Raw genomic sequence first — 16954 nt, 5'->3', positions numbered from 1 at the left:
AGGCCGCCTCACTCGCGCCACATCCTTCCGCTCCAGTCGGAGAAGGTCTTCAGCCGCTGCGCCTCCACGCCATGGTTGCGCGAGGAGATCACGCTCCAGGTGATGTACTGCTCGCTGGTCCAGTCGACCCACCCGCCCACCAGATGCGGCTGGCCCTTGCCGTTCAAGGGCAGCGGCGTGCGCTTCGCATCGAGGCAGAAGCGGAAGCCCGACTTGGTCTCCGGCTCGCTGCCGAACAGCGCGTTCGGGTCGCAGCGCCGCCACTGCTCGTAGCTCGTGTTCGCGTACATCGTGTTGTAGAGCGAGATCGAGCTGTTGATGAACATCAGGTGCAGTCCCGGCGTCACGTCGTCCAGCAGCCGGAAGCGCGACTTCTCCCAGCTCTCCGGCCCGCGATCGACGACCTCGCCCACGCCCAGCTTGTGGATCGCCAGCGACGCGCGGCTGCGATGTCCCTCGTTGCGGAACAGGTCGGTCGGCGCCGCGGGATCCGGCTTGTTGAAGGAGAGGGTGGTGTTGGCCAGTTGCGCCAGCTTGGTCCGCACCTGGAAGTAGCGCGCCAGGTGGGAGGCCGAGACCTGCGACGGTGCCTTCGCCGTCATCAGGTCGTCCACCACCGCCGTCGTGAAGCCCATGTGGTACGGCCAGTCCATCGGCCCCTCCGAGGCTCCGGACCAGCCCGGGTTCACCGTCATCTGCAGCTGGTACCACTGGTTGGTGCGGTAGTAGGAGGTGAGGCGCGGCTCCCACGAGAAATAGAACTCGCGCTTGCCTTGCGGCGTCTGCTCGTCGACGTAGAGCATGTGCGGCGCCATGTAGAACACGCTGGGCCAGCTGAACGGCCAGCCGCGTTTCTCGCCTTCGCCCACCCATTTCCCGCTGGCGTCCTTCCTGCCGCGGAAGGAGGAAGTTGAGCTCTCCAGACCGTACTCGTGCGCCAGTTCCCATTGCTTGACGCCCATCCAGTGGATCATGCCGAACATGGCCCGCTCGATGAACGCCTCCTTGCTGTAGCCGGCCTTCGCATTCGGATAGAGCGCGCTCGCCGAGGACTGCGTCGAGGGCGACAGCAGGGCCTGCAGCTTGCGGCCGCCGATCTCCGCGCCGTAGGGCTGCGACGGATTGGGCGACACGCGGCTGCCGCGACCGCCGCCGACGAAGTCCAGCGTCTTCGCGCCCGGATCGGTCAGCCAGTACATCGCCCGTTCGCGCTGGTCCGCGCTCAGGTGGCTCCAGTCGCCGTACACCCCGTTCGGGTTCTTGTTGGCGGCCAGCCAGTCGGCGATGCGCTTGACCACCTTGATCGGGTTCGAGCCGTCATCGCCCTTGGTCTCGAACAAGCCCTGACCCTGCCCAGCGTCCGGCGTCCAGATGTCCAGCGGATGCGTGATGGGCAGCCAGGCATTCCAGTCGGGCAGCTGCAGCGGGATCGGCATCTCGCGCGTGTTCAGCACCTTGCCCGGGCTTGGATCCATCGCGGCATCGAGCTCGGCCTGCGTCACCGCGGCCGTGCTGCCGGCCGCCTTGCCGGCGAAGACGTTGACGAAGGACTTCGCGTCCGGCAGCACCGCGTCGATGCCCGCGCCGGCCGCCCATTCGACCGCGGGCCTGCTGTCCAGCCCGGGGCCGGGTTGGTACGGCGGATTCCACGGCGTGGCCTGCGGCACGTGCGGAACCTGCGTCAGCGCCGCGCGCAGGTAGGCGGCGATCTGCCGGCCTTGCGTCTCGCTCAGGCCGTGGAAGCGCGAGCGCTGGACGATCGAATGGTTGGAATAGTTGAAGTACTGCAGGTCGCGGCCCGTCGCCGCATGGCAGGACGCACAGGCGGCGCGCATGCGGCTGTTCACCACCGGCGACTTCAGCAGCAGGCCCGAGGCGTTCCACAGCGCCTTGCCCGCGTCGGCATCGGCCGTCCAGGTGCGGCCGGCCTGCTTCTCGACGGCGATGTCGGCCCAGCGGCGCGGATTGGTCGCGAGGTTGCGCCCGCTCGCGTCCTGCAGCTGCAGGTCGAGGATGCGGAAACCGTTGGAGTTGCCGTCGGTGCCGTTGAAGCGGAACTCGATGCGGTTGGTGGCCGGCATCGCCACGAGGCGTGCCCGCGCGGTGCTGTCCAGCGGCACGCGGAAGCGGATGGTCAACAGCCCGCCGTTGACGCCGCCGTGCGAGCGCTCGACATCGTCGAGCTGGACGCCGGTGTCGCTGATCGGGATCCACGCGGCGGCGCTGGTGTTGTTGGCGTTGGCGGCGCCGACCACGCGCAGGCTGCCAGCGATGGGCGTCAGCGGCTTGCTGAGCGCCTCGAACTCCGGTGAGTTGTAGAAGCCGCAGCGGTGGCAGCGCACCACCAGCTGGGTGGCGGTGGAGAGCGAGGCGGCATCGAGCGACAGCTCGGCGCTGACGATGGTCGGCGCATCGGGAGCACCGGCGCCCAGCACTTCGATCGGCAGGGTCAGCGTCGGTGCCGGACCTGGCGCGGGAGCGGGACCTGGCGCCGGAGCCGGGCCCGGCGGAGGCGCCGGCGGCGGTGGCGGAGGAGGAGGAGGAGGCGGCGGCGGGGGAGGCGGCGTGGGTGACGGCGCCGGAGCCGGAGGCAGTGTGGGTGAAGGCGCCGGAGCAGGCGAAGGCGCCGGCGTCGGTGCCGGGCCTTGCGCATCCGTCGCCTGCAGGCGCCAGCGCTGGTTGTCGCCGTTGCCGCAATCCCATTGCTGGATGCGCCCGCCGGCGGCGACGCTGAAGTCCTTCACGTCGAGGCATTTGCCGGTGTGCTTGGCGGCGATGTTGAAGGCATCGCCCTTGGCCGTGACGGCGAAGCGCTGGTTCGCGCCGGCGCCGTAGCTCCATTGCTGGATCAGTGCGCCGTTCACGGTGGAGATGTCGCTGACGTCCAGCCCCTTGCCGCTGTTGACGTTGCGGAACGCGTAGCTGCCGTCGGCCGCGGCGCTGACCTCGAAGCGCTGGCTGGCCGCACTGCCGCAGGCTGCCAGCAGCGTCTTGGCGCCGTCGGCCATGCTCGCGCCTTCGATGTCCAGGCACAGATCCGATTGAACGCCGCGCACGTTGTACTGCCCCACCGGCAGCAGGCCGCGCGATGCCGAGTCACGTGGATAGAGGAAGAACTGGTGCGCCGCCTCCGCGGTGAGGCAGCTGGCCTGCTGGATCTGCACGCCATTGGCACCCGACCTGCTCGGCAGGGTCCAGCACTTGCCGCTGGACACGTTGACGATCCGGACCCGGTTGCCGTTGGCGCGCCACAGGCGGAAGCGCTGCGCATCGGTGTCGTTGCTGCTCGACTGCTGGATCGCCGCGCCATCGGCGCGTGAGGAACCGGCCAGTTCCAACACCTTCGACGTTCCGGCGTTGACCAGCTTGTAGAACCCGTTGCTCTGCAGGCTCAGGTCGAAGGCCTGGTGGAGGCTGTCGCCGCAGGTCGTCTGCTGGACACGTCCGCCATCGGCGGCGGCAGGCAAGGCCTCGACGCATTTGCCGGTCAGCGCGTTCATCAGCACGTAGCGGCCCGCGGCCACCACCGGCGACGGATCGGGGGCCAGCGCCTCGGCGCTGGCGTGGTCGACCGCCACCGGGCCTGCCGACGCGTCGGGTGAGTCGGCGCCGCCGCAGGCGCTCAGCAGCACGCTGACGGCCAGCGCGATCGTGGTCGGCGCGGCCTGGAGCTTGGCCACGCTCGGGCTGGAGGAGGGGTGCATGCGCGTCTCTCGCTGATGTGGGTTGGGGAACGGACGCGACCGGAGGCGGCGCGACTGCCATCCGATTCATTTTTTCCGCGAGCTGAAAGCGGTTCCAACGGGTAGGCGCAAGAGCTGCAATCAACGGTAAGCGCGGCGATTCGCCGTACCTCTTCCGGGTGAGTCGGCCTGAGCCCGCCGCGAAAGGACATGCACCCCGCGTCGCCCGATCTCCCGATCTCCCGGATCCGGGAGATCCGCGACCGTCTGGCACACTGCGCGGCCTTGCGCAGTACCCTCCATCCCATGCCCATCTCCGAATCCCCTCGTCGCGTCGCCGTCATCGGCGGCGGCCCCGCCGGCCTCATGGCCGCCGAGCGTCTCGCCCGTGCCGGTTTCTCCGTCGACCTCTACGACGCCATGGCCTCGGTCGGCCGCAAGTTCCTCCTGGCGGGCAAGGGCGGTCTGAACCTGACGCACTCGGAGGCTCGCCCCGATTTCGATTTGCGCTTCTTCGAGCGCCAGCGCCAGGTCGGCGCCTGGCTCGACCGCTTCGACGGCGAAGCCCTCCGCGCCTGGGCCCAGGGCCTCGGCGTCGAGACCTTCGTCGGGACATCCGGGCGCGTCTTTCCGAGGGACCTCAAGGCCGCGCCGATGCTGCGTGCCTGGCTGTCCCGACTGCGCGCGCAGGGCGTGCGCTTCCACATGCGGCATCGCTGGCTGGGCTGGGACGCGGCGGGCGCGCTGCGCTTGCGCTCGCCCGAAGGCGAAACGACCGTGACCGCGGATGCCGTCGTGCTCGCACTGGGCGGCGCCTCGTGGCCGCAGCTGGGGTCCGACGGCGCCTGGGCGCCGCTGCTCGCCGAAGTCGGCGCGACCGTGTCGCCGCTGCGCGCCGCGAATTGCGGCTTCGATCTGGGCACGACGCGTGACGGCGCGGCGCCGGGTTGGTCGCCGTTCTTCGCCGAGAAATTCGCGGGCCAGCCGGTCAAGCCGGTGGCGCTGACCGCCGAGGGCGTCGACGGCCGGCGCTTCTCGCGCCAGGGCGAATTCGTCGTGACGGCGACCGGCATCGAGGGCTCGCTCGTCTACGCGGCGTCCGCGCTGCTGCGCGAGAAGCTCGAGCGCGACGGCGAAGCGCTCGTGCACCTGGACCTGCTGCCCGGCCGCGACGCGGCCTTGGTGCTGGAGCAGGTCGCCCATCCGCGCGGCTCGCGGTCCTTGTCCTCGCACCTGAAGAGCCGGCTGAACATCGAAGGCCTGAAGGCCGGCCTGCTGCACGAGGTGCTCACGAAGGACGAGTACGCCGACACGGCGACGCTGGCCCGCACGCTGAAGGCGCTGCCGCTGCGCCTGCGCGCGGCGCGCCCTGTCGCGGAGGCCATCAGCACCGCGGGCGGCGTGACGATCGAGTCGCTCGACGAGCGGCTGATGCTGAAGGTCCGACCCGGCGTGTTCATCGCCGGCGAGATGCTGGACTGGGAAGCGCCGACGGGCGGCTACCTGCTGACGGCCTCGATGGCCAGCGGCCTGGTCGCCGGGGACGGCGCGGCGGCCTATCTGGGTTGAATCGATGGCGTGAGCCGCATTTGACGAAATACGGCTCACCGGATGAGCCGTAAATGCCGTGCACTACCAGGCGCCCGCGTCGCGCGACGTGCCGGCCGAGATGGCGCGCTTCCTCGCGTGGTTCGCCGCCACCACGCCCCGCAAGGGCGCGCCGCCGTCGGAAGATGGGCCGCGACTGGACGGTCTTGCGCGTGCCACGATCGCGCACTTCTGGTTCGAGAGCATCCATCCGTTCGAAGACGGCAATGGCCGCGTCGGCCGGGCGATCATCGACATGGCGATTGCCCAGCATCTCAGACCGCCGATGCGGCTCCACAGCCAGTCCAGGCAACTGCTGGCCGCGCGCACCGAGTGCTACGCGGCGCTGAAGGGCTCGCGTGGCGGGATGGACCTGACGGCCTGGGTTCAATGGTTCGTGCGCCAGTACACCGGCGCCTGCGATGCCGCCAATCACGTCATGGACGCGGCCGTCCAGAAGCGCCGCTTCTGGGACACCCATGCCGCCGGGGCGCTCGCCGAGCGCCAGCGCAAAGTGCTCCAGCGCCTGCTCGACGACGGCGACGGCGGCTTCCTCGGCGGGCTCAACGCCGAGAAGTACATGAAGATGACCTTCGTGTCGAAGGCGACGGCGACCCGCGACCTGTCGGAGATGACCGCGGCCGGTCAACTGCGCGCGCACGGCGCGGGCAAGGCGGTGCGCTACGACGTCGACGTGCCCGGCTGGACGCACGGCGTCGCGTAGCGCCCGCGGGGTCCTGGCCGCGTCTACGACTGCTTCGGCTTGAGCCCCATCTTCTTGAGCGTCAGCGTCTCGTCCGCGCGTCCCCAGCCGCCGTCGGCGACCTCGTCGACCAGGACCATCGTGTAGGGACGTGCGCCTTCGCCGAAGTACTCGACGAACATGGCCGTGACGCGGTGGATGATCTCCTCCTTGCGGGCAGCGTCGGCGACGCCCTCGGGGAGCTTGATGTTGGCGAAGGGCATGGGGGCCTCGTTGAAATGAAGTGATGACGGGAGTGATTCTTCGGATTCGGCACGCGTCGAAAAAGAGCCTCTCGCCGTCATCACATGCCAACGGGAATCAACAATGCGTGCCGGTTGCACGAGCCAGGCAGGCGAGCCGGAAGTGCAATCCGGAAAGGCGACCCGGGAACCTGGGACGCCGCGCGCGCTCCGGGTGTCCGGTCATGCGGCTGACATGAAGCTGGGCGACGCTGCGTCGCGATGCGCCCTGCGACCGGATCCTTCGCCCGCATGCTCGCCGGCTGGCTGCGCCACTCGCGAGGCGTGCTGCTGTTGCTGTTGTGCGCCGCGATCCCGCTGTACGGCGCCGCGGGCGCGCGGCTGACGACGCTCGGCCCGACGCATCACCACCGGACCGCGGCCACCGTCGATCACGATCACGATCACGGCGCGTGGACGCTGGCGCAGACATGGCGTGACCTCGTCCATCGAGGCCTGCAGGTGCTGGCAGGGCAGGAGACCGCGCAGGCCCTCGACACCGCGCGGGCCCGGCAGCAGCTGCAGCTCCAGCGCGACCGGAAGCCCGCGCATGTCCATGCCCATGGTCCGTTCGAGCGCCATCACCACCAGGCCGGCGATCCCACCGTCGTGCTGGACGATCACGACGGGCCTTCCTTGAGCGACGCGGCGGCGCTGGGCGCCTATGTCCTGCCCATGGCGAATGTCGACATGCCGCGAGTGCCCGCGCCCGCGAGCGCCAACGGCCATTGGCCACGCGCCGAGCCGCCGACCTGGCGCAGCATCGGCGATATACGACTGGAGCGACCGCCCCGGCGCTGAACGGCCGTGATGGCGCGCGAACACGTCCACGCCCTTGGCGCGGACGGCGCGCGCTCCGCCGTTCCGCCTTGCCCGGGCCGCCGTCGCTGCGCCTGATCGATGCGGTCACGCCGCCATGCCCGCGGGCCCAGGCGGCGCCATCGGCTGTCCGCCGACGCGGCAGCAGGATCTTTCGTCATGGAAACTCTTGGAACCCTCTTTCCCGACGCCATCCCCGACGCCATTTCAGGCGCCATTTCAGGCGCCATCTCAGGCGTCCTTGCGGTCGCCCGCGACGCCACCGCGCCGATGTCGACGCCGACCTGGCAGGGCGCGGTCGACCAGGCCGTGCGCCTGTGCGGCAGCCAGGCCGCGCTGGCCCGTCATCTGAAGGTCCCCCGGCAGCACGTCAGCGAAGCCCGCACGGGCGGCCGCACGATCCCCACGGACCGCCTGCCCGCGCTGGGGCAACTGGTCCACATGACGCCGGCCGAGCTGTGGACGCTGCAGGAGATCGCCAACATGCCCCGGCGCAATCCATTCTCCCGGGCGTGCGATGGGCGGTAGCGCCTGTTCGAAAACCTGTAGGACCGCTCCGACGGGAGGATGCGCCGCCCGCCGTCACCCGGCGGGAGCCGCCCCGCCTAGGATGATTCCAGTGCCATCGCACCCTGCGGGACACGCAGTAACTTCCGGAGATGATGATGAACAAGGACCAAGTGAAGGGCGCCGCCAAGGACATCGCTGGCAAGGTGCAGCAGAAGACCGGTGAAGTGGTCGGCAGCACCGAACAACAGGCCAAGGGCCTGGCCAAGCAGGTCGACGGCAAGGCCCAGAAGGCCTACGGCGACGTGAAGGAAGCGGCCAAGGACGCGGGCAAGCACTGATCGCCCGGCTCCAGTGGAAACGCCGGCGGGACTCGCGTCCCGCCGGCGTTTCTCATGGTCCGGACCGGTCGATCCGGACCGGTCGGACGAAGCGGGCGATCAGCCCGGCTTGTTCTTCAGCTTGCCCTTGGGCATCACGGCCGTCATCGGCGCGACCGGCCGGGTGGAGACGGAGGACGATTCCTTGGGGGTGCTGGTGTCCTTCTTGGGCTTCTTGTTGGCCTTGTCGTTGCGTTGCTCGCCTTTTGGCATGGCTTGATTTCCTTCTGGTCGTTCAGGGTCGGGATGGCGGCACTCTACTACTGCCGCGAGCCCCGGTCACTTCACCGCCAAGGGTCGGGTGATGACGGCCTTCCCATACCGATCGCCGACGTCTGCGGGTTGACCGTTCCGGATGAAGTCCCGCATCAATGCGAAGTAGCCTTCGGCGTAACGCGTGGAGACGCGTTGCCCATCCGGCGTGCGCTCGAATTCGGTCATGCCGTGATCCGCGCCGGGGTAGACGGCGAGCGTGTAGCGCTTGCCCGCCGCGATCAGGGCGCGGATGTCCGCCTCGGAGCGGGCGCTTGGCGCGACGCGGTCGTCGACGCCGAGCACCCAGAGCTGCGGCGTGCGGGAGGCCCGCAGCGTCGGCATCGGGTCGTAGCGGAAAGACACGTCGAACTTGTAGGTCGTGTTCAGTCCCTCGAGGATCTGCGCCTTGTCGAGCGGCAGCACCAGATGCAGGAAGTTGCCCCGCACGTCCTTGAACCAGGCCCGGGAGCGGTATCGCTCCCGCAGTGCGTCGAACGCCTCGTAGCCTTCCCTGCCACGCGTCTCGATGACCTGCTGGCCGGCGCGCGTCAGCGCCAGCGCGTCCTCGGTGTCCCGCGCGGAATGCCCGTTGGCGCGCATCTCCAGCGCGACGCTCTGCAGGTCCTGCTCAAGCATGGACACCGTCAGGCCGAAGCTCACGACAGCGAAGTCCACCGGGGCGCGCTCCGCCGCCAGCGGCGCGACCCAGCCGCCCTGGCTGCCGCCTTGATAGCCGATGCGGCCCGCGCGTGAGCCCGACAGTCGACGAGCCTCCTTCATGGCCAGCACCGCATCGTCCGCCAGCACGCCGATTTCCTGCGTGTAAGCGCCACCGGAGCCGCCGGTGCCCCGCTTGTCGTAGACGAAGGCGCCGATGCCCTCCGCGGGGAAGATGCGTTGAAGCGCATCGCCTTCGCGTGCGGAGTCCGATTCGGAGCCGTGGAGCAGTACCACCACGGGCACGGGGCCCTGGCCCCTGGGCATGACCAGACGCCCGACCAACGGGACGCCACCCGCATCGAAGGTGGTCTCGCGCACGTCGAAGGCGATGCGCTGGCCGCGCTGTCCGCCGAAGGTGATCTCGCCCTTGTCGCAGTCGGCTGACGACAGCGTGTCCGCCGCCGGGCGATCGGTCCATCCGACGGTGCTGGCCCAGGCGCCGTCGGGCAGGGGCCGCAACCGGCCCGTCTCGCCGCTGAACACGGTCCAGCGCAAGCTGTTGCCTCGGGCCGGCGCGATGTCCAGCGTCCGGCCGCTTTCCAGTCGATAGGCGCCGACCAGGCACCTCGTCGTGAGCGGGACGGCAGCGGGCGCCCGATCCGCCGGGGCAGGCTGGGCCATCGTGGGAGCGGGCGTCGCGGCCAGCAGCGCACACAGCGGCAGCACGGCAAGTGATGTCATTCTTTTCCTCGCAGGTCCATCATCGGAGAGCCGGAGTCTCGATGTCCGCCCCGCTCGAGGCGACCGCCAGGTGACGCGCTACCGGCGAGCCGTGACGAACTGCCATCCGGGCCGACGAGCGTCATCCGCGGACCGGGCTGTCGTCGATCCGTCCTGCGGGGGCCGGTCCCTCCCCGCGTAACGGAGCGGCTTTCGTCAAGCTGTTCACGGCGCCGCTCGGGTCGCGCCCGTGCCGGGTCTGTCCGCCGATGAAACAAGCGCATAGGCTCGCGCCCAACCCGGTGGGGGCTCCCCCAGCACCCGCCGACCGCTTCCACCCCCTGTCCTGGATGAGGTCCTCATGACTCTGAACAACATGCGTGTCGGTACCCGGCTTGGCGCTGGCTTTGCCCTCATCCTGCTGCTGCTGGCGCTGATGCTGGTGGTCAGCGTGCTGCGCCTGAACAGCGCGTCGGTCGCCGTCCAGGCCATGATGGCGTCGCCGCTGGCCAAGGAGCGCCTGCTGGAGGAGCAACTGCGCAACGTCGTCGCCGGCGTGACGCGCGGCAAGGCGATCGCGAAGAATGCGGACGGCGGGCTCGAGGCGCTCTTCCGCGACGAGGCCAAGGCCTCGACCGCGCGCGGCAACGAGATCGTCAAGGCCCTCGCGGACCTGCCGACGGACGACAGCGAGAAGCCGCTCCTGGAGAAGTTCAACGCGGCCCGCAAGGCCTACCTCGACGCGCGGGACCGCATGATGACGGCCAAGCGCGCCGACAAGGCCGACGAGGCCAACCGCATCTACGACAGCGAGTTCAGCGTCGTCGCGCCGGCCTACGTGGCCGCCCTGACCGCCGTGCTGGACTACCAGCGCAAGGTCATCGACGACCTGAACCAGACCATCGCCTCCGACACCGCGCGCGCCCAGTTCCATCTGGAAGTGCTGGGCGGGGTCGCGATCACGCTCGGCATCGTGCTGGCGATCGCGTTGACCCGCTCGATCACGCGGCCGTTGGCGCGGGCCATCGAACTCGTCGACGCGGTCGCCCAGGGCGATCTGTCCAAGCGCCTGCAGGTCGAGGGCCGTGACGAGATCGCCTACCTGGTCGGTTCGCTCGGCAAGATGAGCAGCGGTCTCACCGACCTCGTGCGCCAGGTGCGCCAGGCCTCGGAAGGCATCCAGACCGCCAGCGACGAGATGGCCGTGGGCAACATGGACCTGAGCGCGCGTACCGAGCAGCAGGCCAGCTCGCTGGAGGAGACGGCCTCCTCGATGGAGCAGTTGAGCGCCGCCGTGCGTCACAACGCGGACAGCGCGCACCAGGCCAACCAGCTGGCGCAGAACGCGTCGGACGTGGCGGTGCAGGGCGGCGAGGTGGTCGGCCGCGTGGTCGAGACCATGAAGGGCATCAACGACTCGTCGCGTCAGATCGGCGACATCATCGGCGTCATCGACGGCATCGCCTTCCAGACCAACATCCTGGCGCTGAACGCGGCGGTGGAAGCGGCCCGCGCGGGTGAGCAGGGTCGGGGCTTCGCCGTCGTGGCGTCCGAGGTCCGCTCGCTGGCCGGGCGTTCCGCCGAGGCGGCCAAGGAGATCAAGCGCCTGATCACCGCCAGCGTCGAGCGGGTGGAGCAGGGCACGAAGATGGTGGACCGGGCCGGCGAGACCATGACCGAGGTGGTGGGCAGCATCCGCCGCGTCAACGACATCATCGGCGAGATCAGCTCGGCGAGCAGCGAGCAGTCGAGCGGTGTCGCCCAGGTCGGCGAGGCCGTCACCCACATCGACCAGGCGACGCAGCAGAACGCCGCGCTGGTCGAGCAGATGGCCGCCGCCGCGAGCGGCCTGAAGGCGCAGGCCGAGCAGCTCGTCAAGGTCGTGGCGACCTTCAAGCTGGCCTGATACGACCTCGGCCGCTCACTTCGCGCGAGGCACCTTGCGGTCCAGGAACTCGCGGATCACAGGACCGATCTCCCGCACGTGCGTTTCCAGCGCGAAGTGGCCGGTGTCGAAGAACCGGACCTCCGCGTCGGGCACGTCGCGCTTCCAACGCGTTCTCGTGCATGACCTCCGTGGCGAAGACCTCGTGTGGCTCCGCGTAGAAGCGCTGCTTGAGCATGTGATCGAGTTGCCGCAGGTTCGGCGTCGGCTACGCTCACCGGCATGAAGCACGAGACCGCTTACGACGTGACCCAACTGATCGCAGGGTCCGAGATCGATCCGGTGAGGTCGGAGAAAGACCTGACCCTGAACTTCCACGCGGTGCTTCCCCTTCTGAAGCGGGCGCTCGCCGCGGCTGACGAACAACCGTAGCGAGGGCGGCGGCGACCGAAGTCGCGGTCCACGAATCCGATGCCGCGGCCTTTCGACGCGCGCAGACTGCGCTCTGTCAAGCGCGGCTCAATGCCTCGTCGAAGCAGTGGCGCAAGCGTGCGGGATCAGAAGTCCAGTTTCGCTTCCCGCGACAGCGGCTCATCCGGTTTCGGCCAGTCGCGGCTGTTGAACAGCAGGTAGGCACCGATGAGGGTGCCGATTGGGAATCCGAGCAGCATCAGGATGGCGATGGCCCTGGACGCCGTTCGGCCGCCCGGTGTGCCCTTGCGGGCGGCTCGTGCCGTGAAACCGTGCATTGCGCAGATGACGCCGAACACCAGCAGCACCGGCAGCGCCGCCAGCACGCTGTCCTTGCCCGATCCGAACGCGACAGCGCCCGAAATCGCAAGCCCCAGCAGACCGTACAGGGCAGCGAGCAAACGGTGCACGCGGTACACCTTGATATTGGGTGGCATCTTCTTCTCTCCCTCGAGCTGTAAAAATAAAGCGCGAGAGTGTGACATCGCCGCGCCAGGTTTTCGCTCGTGGTTAGCCCCGTCAATCGATTGACATGCCCGCCGCGGGCAGGGGCGGATTCAACCGGGCAGCGCCGGCCTGATCCCATACAAGGCCAGCATCCCGAACACATGCCCGATCGCGACGCCGGGCTCGCCGGACTCGATCCGCGCGACGGTCTGGACATGCACGCCCAGGCGTGCGCCCGCCGCGCCCTGACTCTCGCCGGCTGCCACGCGCGCGGCCTTCGCGGCGGCGCCCAGGGCCTTGATCGCCTGGAGGGCGTCCTCGTCGATGTCCACCGAGATGCGTTTGCCTTGTGCCATGGGGTGGCATTCTCGCCCGGCGGCGGGCGGCAATGCGGCGACACTGCCGCCCGGGCAATCGCAATGGAGGAAGGCCAGTGAGTCGAGATCAAAGGACCAGCGATCAGACGATCATTCCGCTCAGCAGGACCAAGCTGCTGCTCGTGATGGCGGGCTCGATGGTGTTCGTCGTCGGCGGCTGGTGGATGTTCCGCGCGCAGCCGGGATCGGCGCTGGAAGGCGGACCGCTCGGCCATCTGACGCTGGTCCATGCGATGGGCCTCATCGGCATCGCGTTCTTCGGCCTCGTCGCGGCCTTCGCCTTCAGGAAGCTCTTCGACCGGTCGCCCGGTCTGGTGCTGCGCGAGGACGGCATCGTCGACAACTCCAGCGGCGTCGCCGCGGGCCTGATTCCCTGGCGAGACATCGTCGGCTTCGACGTGATGGTGATCCAGCAGTCGAGGATGCTGGTGATCCGCGTGGTGTCGCCCGAGGCGTACATCGAGCGCGGCAATCCGCTCAAGCGGTCCCTGAACCGGATGAACTTCAAGCTGTGCGGGAGCCCGCTCGCGATCGCTTCGACCACGTTGAAGATCAACTTCGACGAGCTGGTGCGGCTGTGCTCGGCGTACCACGCGAAGTACGGCGCCGCGCAGGGCCGGTGATCGCCACGATCCGGGCGACCGCCGACGGCGCGGCGTGTCAGCCGAAGCCGTGCGGGTCTGAGACCCTCGGCCAGTAGTCCAGCGACCTGGTCCGGTAGGGCGTGCTCGCGAAATCGCAGTTCATCGCGCCGGGCGTGGTGACGTAGAGCACCGCGGCCGCGATCGGCGCGAACTCCGCGTGGAAGTGCTGCGTCGACTTCACCACGATCAGCGCCTTGTTCTCCAGCGTCAGGCCCAGGCCGGTGAACGCGTCCGTGCCGTAGGTCTGCGTGCGGATCGAGCAGAGCACGATGTGCACGCCGTTCGCCGCCTCGACGCGCACGCAGGTGCCCAGCCGCTCGCGCGTGCCGAGCGCGGTCTGCGAGTGGTCCTCGACCACCGCGCGAACGACCACGCGCAGGTCCAGCGGATCGCCCGAGGCCGGGCCGCACTTGCCGCCGATGCGCAGGTCGAGCTCCGCACCCACGCCCGCGTCGCGGCAGATGTGCACCGCGCCCAGGTCCCACAAGGCCCCGACGATCACGTTGCCGATGCCGCGCTGGACGATGCGGCGGAGGATGAAGGTGCTGTCGCAAGGCGCGCCGCCGCCAGGGTTGTCGGCGATGTCGGCCAGTACGACAGGGCCTTCGCCCATCGCCAGCGCGCGGTCGAGCGCGCCGTCGACATCGATCAGTTCCGGCCCGATCTCGTCGCGCAGGTCCCAGAATTCGCGCCCCAGTTGCTCAGCCAGTGAGCGCGCCAGCGCCGGGTCGTCGTCGGTCACGACCCAGAGCTTCGCACCCGCTTCGGGCACGTCACCCCACGGGAAGCCGTGACCGAGCGAGACCGACAACACGCCCGGCTCTTGCTCCAGCGCCTGCATGCGCGCGACGAAGGACTGCATCGGTTCGCGCGTCGTGTGCCAGAGCCCGACCATCTTGCAGTCGAAGGTCGCCGTGACCGGCCGCACGCGGCCCGCCGCCGTGTCGACGAGGATCCGGTAGAGCTCCCGCCCGCGCGGCTCCGCGTCGATGTGCGGGTACTCCTTGAAAGCCACGATCGCGTCCGCCGAGCGCTGCATCAACGCCGTGAGATGGCAATGCAGATCGAGCTCGAGCCCGATCGCGACGTCCGGACCCACGACCGCGCGGATGTGCGCCGCGAGGTCGCCCTCGCAGTCGTCATAGCCCTCGGCGGCCATCGCGCCGTGCAGCAGCAGTTGCACCGCGTCGACCGGCATCGCCGCGCGCAGGTCGGCGAGGATCTCGTCGCGCAGCGCCTCGTAGACATGCCGCACCGTGCGGCCCGAGGGCTGCGCGATCGCGCACAGGCTCTCGGCGACTTCATGCCCGTCCGCCTCGATCAGATCGCGCAGGAATCGCATGAAGGCGCCGGTGCCCTCAGGATCGCGCCGGCTCGCGTCACCGTGGAAGATCCCGTATTCGGCGAAGCCCCCGAGCCCCGTCGGGGCCGGGGCGAAGGTGTTGGTCTCGGTGGCGAGGTGGGCGATGAAGAACTTCATGGGTACTCAGTAGTTGAGGTTGAGGCTCATCAACTGGCCGACGACGCCGATCCAGACGATGCCCACCAGCGCGAGCGCCACCAGCGCGCCCCACATGCGCGTGAGACGCGTCGCATCTACGCGGAACAGCCGCCATGCCACCCATACGCCGACGATGGCCGCCGCGAGCGCGAACACGCCGCTCAGCTGCATCAGGCCGAAGAGCCAGTCGTTCCCACCGTTGTAGATCGCCAGGTCGGTGCTGAGCACCGGCATGATCAGGACGATCCAGGCGCTCAGGTAGACGACGTCGACGATGACCGCGATGCGCTGCCAGCGGCGCAGCCGGAGCAGCGCGGGCGACGCGCCGCTCGTGGCCCGTTCCGCGCGGCGCAGCAGCGCGCCCAGCGGCCACGCCACCAGCGCGCTGACCAGCACCAGCAGCGACAACCCCAGGGTGCTCAGCGTCAACGGCGCCGAGCGCAGGAAGGGCGCTTCCTGCAGCACGGAGACCGGGTTCTCGCTGTCGATGACGGTCTTCACGCCGTCGACGTCGGCCAGCGCGAGCTCCTGCGTGCCGCCCTGCTTGCGCCACAGCTGCGGGGCGACCTCGCGGAAGGTGGCCATCTCGCCGGTCGGACCGGAGGGCGCGACGATCGTGCCGTCGGGATTGGCGGCGATCACCGTCTGGTTCATCAGGTACAGCGCGCTGAGGAAGCCGTGCTCGACGCGACGCGAGGTCTGGTAGCGGCCCGCGATCAACTGCGCGTCCTTCGGCGCCGAGGCCAGCGCCGGCGCGTCGACGACCGGCTGGCCGGGGAAGTAGCGGTCGAGGAAACCTTCCATCAGGGCCTTGCGCGCGAGGTAGACCGCCGAGTCCTTTCCGCGGCTGTTGAACGACACGAAGATCCCGACGCCTTCGTCCGGCAGCAGGCTCAGGTCGGAATGGAACACGATGGTGTCGCCACCGTGGCCGAGCAGCGTGCGGCCGTTGCGGTACTCCCGGAAGAAGCCGTGCGCCATCACGTTGAAGCCGGGCCGTGCCTGTGCGGACGGACTGTGCATCAGCGCGGTGGTGGCGGGGCTCAACAGCTCGACGCCGTCGAGCCTGCCCTGCTGCAGGTGCGCGAGCATGAAGCGCGCCATGTCCGCCGCCGTCGCGCTGCCGCTGCCCGCGGGCGCGGTGACGACGAGCTCGAACGGGGAGGGCGCGGGATCGCTCGCCTGCCGGTAGCCCTTCGCGATGAAGGGCTCGAACTTCGCCGGCAGCGGCTGCGCCGTCGTCGAGTGCCGCATGCCGAGCGGCTGGAAGATGTGGCGGTCGACGTAGGCGTCGAAGGGCTCGCCGGACACCCGTTGCACGATGTAGCCCGCCAGCGCGACGCCGTAGTTCGAGTAACCCGGCGCCTGCCCCGGCGCGAACAGCATCGGCCGCGGGTGCTGCTTCAGGTAGTCCTCGTTGGACGGCGCAAGCTTCGGATCGTAGGCGAGCAGGTCCTTCAGGCCTTCCTCGAAACCGGCCGTGTGGTTCATCAGATGCCGCAGCGTGATCGGCTTGCCGAAGGTCTGTGGGATCTTGAAGTCGAGGTAGTCGTTGACGTCGCGGTCGAGATTCAGCTTGCCGAGCTGGACCTGCTGCATCACCGCCGTCCAGGTGAACAGCTTGGACGTCGAGCCGGGCCGCACCATCGAGGTCTCGGCGCTCATCGGCACCTTGGCCTTGACGTCGGCATAGCCGTAGCCCTTCTGGAACAGGACCTTGCCGTCCTTCACCACGGACACGACGGCGCCGGCGATGTCGCCGGCCTCGAGCGAGTAGGCGACGCGGCCGTCCAGCCAGGCTTCGAGGTCGGCGGCGGTCAGCGAGACGGCGGCGCGGGTCCCCGAGGCGGATGGTGCTGGCGGCTCCGGCGCGGCGGCGGTCTTCGGCGCGAGCGGCTTCTCCGGCGGGATCGCCGCGGGCTGTCCCGTCGGCTGCGCGCTGGACAGCGAGCCGGCAGCCATCGTGAGCGCCAGAGTCATCAAGCCGGCGAGCCCGGCCTTCTTCATCGGATTCATCGAGCATCCTTCAAGCGA

At 69.4% G+C, this 16954-nt stretch carries 16 protein-coding genes and 1 pseudogene; 8 read left to right on the top strand and 9 right to left on the bottom strand.

The features are described from left to right. Window positions 1-8: 8 nt before the first annotated feature. Entirely contained in the window at window positions 9-3704 is a 3696-nt protein-coding gene (locus AC1VNM_RS14415) for an RICIN domain-containing protein (RefSeq protein WP_483107363.1), read from the bottom strand. A gap of 285 nt (window positions 3705-3989) precedes the next feature. Here AC1VNM_RS14415 and AC1VNM_RS14410 point away from each other — a divergent pair, with 285 nt between their 5' ends. Next, window positions 3990-5252 (top strand): BaiN/RdsA family NAD(P)/FAD-dependent oxidoreductase, encoded by a 1263-nt coding sequence (locus AC1VNM_RS14410; protein WP_483107362.1) that lies wholly within the window; start codon window positions 3990-3992, stop codon window positions 5250-5252. Window positions 5253-5310: 58 nt separating this feature from the next. Further along, on the top strand, window positions 5311-5994 hold the full coding sequence (locus tag AC1VNM_RS14405; RefSeq protein ID WP_483107361.1) for a Fic family protein: 684 nt from the start codon (window positions 5311-5313) through the stop codon (window positions 5992-5994). 23 nt (window positions 5995-6017) lie between these two features. Here the strand turns inward: AC1VNM_RS14405 and AC1VNM_RS14400 are convergent, their stop codons facing one another. Then, complete coding sequence (locus tag AC1VNM_RS14400) at window positions 6018-6236, bottom strand: tautomerase family protein (RefSeq protein WP_483107360.1); 219 nt, start codon at window positions 6234-6236, stop codon at window positions 6018-6020. A 270-nt stretch (window positions 6237-6506) separates the two neighbouring features. Between AC1VNM_RS14400 and AC1VNM_RS14395 the strand changes: the two genes are divergently transcribed. From AC1VNM_RS14395 to AC1VNM_RS14385, 3 genes are all read left to right on the top strand, one after another. Beyond that, entirely contained in the window at window positions 6507-7055 is a 549-nt protein-coding gene (locus AC1VNM_RS14395; protein ID WP_483107359.1) for a hypothetical protein, read from the top strand. Between the two features lie 177 nt (window positions 7056-7232). Beyond that, window positions 7233-7601 (top strand): YdaS family helix-turn-helix protein, encoded by a 369-nt coding sequence (locus AC1VNM_RS14390; RefSeq protein WP_483107358.1) that lies wholly within the window; start codon window positions 7233-7235, stop codon window positions 7599-7601. Between the two features lie 137 nt (window positions 7602-7738). Next, window positions 7739-7921: a CsbD family protein gene (locus tag AC1VNM_RS14385; RefSeq protein ID WP_431104799.1), complete on the top strand. Its 183-nt coding sequence runs from the start codon at window positions 7739-7741 to the stop codon at window positions 7919-7921. A 99-nt stretch (window positions 7922-8020) separates the two neighbouring features. On the opposite strand, the gene AC1VNM_RS14380 is transcribed toward AC1VNM_RS14385, so the two are convergent. Both AC1VNM_RS14380 and AC1VNM_RS14375 read right to left on the bottom strand, forming a co-directional pair. Further along, window positions 8021-8173, bottom strand: coding sequence for a hypothetical protein (locus tag AC1VNM_RS14380; protein WP_297531206.1), 153 nt, complete (start codon window positions 8171-8173; stop codon window positions 8021-8023). Between the two features lie 66 nt (window positions 8174-8239). After that, window positions 8240-9616: an alpha/beta hydrolase family protein gene (locus AC1VNM_RS14375; protein ID WP_483107357.1), complete on the bottom strand. Its 1377-nt coding sequence runs from the start codon at window positions 9614-9616 to the stop codon at window positions 8240-8242. A 340-nt stretch (window positions 9617-9956) separates the two neighbouring features. Between AC1VNM_RS14375 and AC1VNM_RS14370 the strand changes: the two genes are divergently transcribed. Then, window positions 9957-11501 carry a methyl-accepting chemotaxis protein gene (locus AC1VNM_RS14370; RefSeq protein ID WP_377152432.1) on the top strand — a complete coding sequence of 515 codons (1545 nt, stop codon included), beginning with the start codon at window positions 9957-9959 and terminating at the stop codon, window positions 11499-11501. 15 nt (window positions 11502-11516) lie between these two features. Here AC1VNM_RS14370 and AC1VNM_RS14365 read toward each other — a convergent pair. Then, window positions 11517-11648: pseudogene (locus AC1VNM_RS14365) on the bottom strand (alpha/beta hydrolase); the annotation flags it as partial. A 114-nt stretch (window positions 11649-11762) separates the two neighbouring features. Here AC1VNM_RS14365 and AC1VNM_RS14360 point away from each other — a divergent pair. Further along, window positions 11763-11912, top strand: coding sequence for a hypothetical protein (locus tag AC1VNM_RS14360; RefSeq protein WP_483107356.1), 150 nt, complete (start codon window positions 11763-11765; stop codon window positions 11910-11912). Between the two features lie 125 nt (window positions 11913-12037). On the opposite strand, the gene AC1VNM_RS14355 is transcribed toward AC1VNM_RS14360, so the two are convergent. Then, on the bottom strand, window positions 12038-12388 hold the full coding sequence (locus tag AC1VNM_RS14355) for a hypothetical protein (protein WP_483107355.1): 351 nt from the start codon (window positions 12386-12388) through the stop codon (window positions 12038-12040). A 120-nt stretch (window positions 12389-12508) separates the two neighbouring features. Further along, the gene (locus tag AC1VNM_RS14350; RefSeq protein WP_377152440.1) at window positions 12509-12754 is read right to left on the bottom strand and encodes a helix-turn-helix domain-containing protein; all 246 of its coding nucleotides are present in this window, start codon (window positions 12752-12754) and stop codon (window positions 12509-12511) included. A gap of 77 nt (window positions 12755-12831) precedes the next feature. On the opposite strand from AC1VNM_RS14350, the gene AC1VNM_RS14345 reads away from it, so the two are divergent. Further along, window positions 12832-13398 (top strand): STM3941 family protein, encoded by a 567-nt coding sequence (locus AC1VNM_RS14345; RefSeq protein ID WP_377152443.1) that lies wholly within the window; start codon window positions 12832-12834, stop codon window positions 13396-13398. Between the two features lie 37 nt (window positions 13399-13435). Here AC1VNM_RS14345 and AC1VNM_RS14340 read toward each other — a convergent pair whose 3' ends face one another. Together AC1VNM_RS14340 and AC1VNM_RS14335 are read right to left on the bottom strand one after the other, a co-directional pair. Next, complete coding sequence (locus AC1VNM_RS14340; RefSeq protein ID WP_483107354.1) at window positions 13436-14899, bottom strand: M81 family metallopeptidase; 1464 nt, start codon at window positions 14897-14899, stop codon at window positions 13436-13438. A 6-nt stretch (window positions 14900-14905) separates the two neighbouring features. Continuing rightward, window positions 14906-16936 carry a serine hydrolase gene (locus tag AC1VNM_RS14335; protein ID WP_483107353.1) on the bottom strand — a complete coding sequence of 677 codons (2031 nt, stop codon included), beginning with the start codon at window positions 16934-16936 and terminating at the stop codon, window positions 14906-14908. Window positions 16937-16954: the final 18 nt, after the last annotated feature.

The sequence above is a fragment of the Mitsuaria sp. MSU3D genome (assembly GCF_056867975.1).
This window is presented reverse-complemented; position numbering and strand designations above follow the sequence as displayed.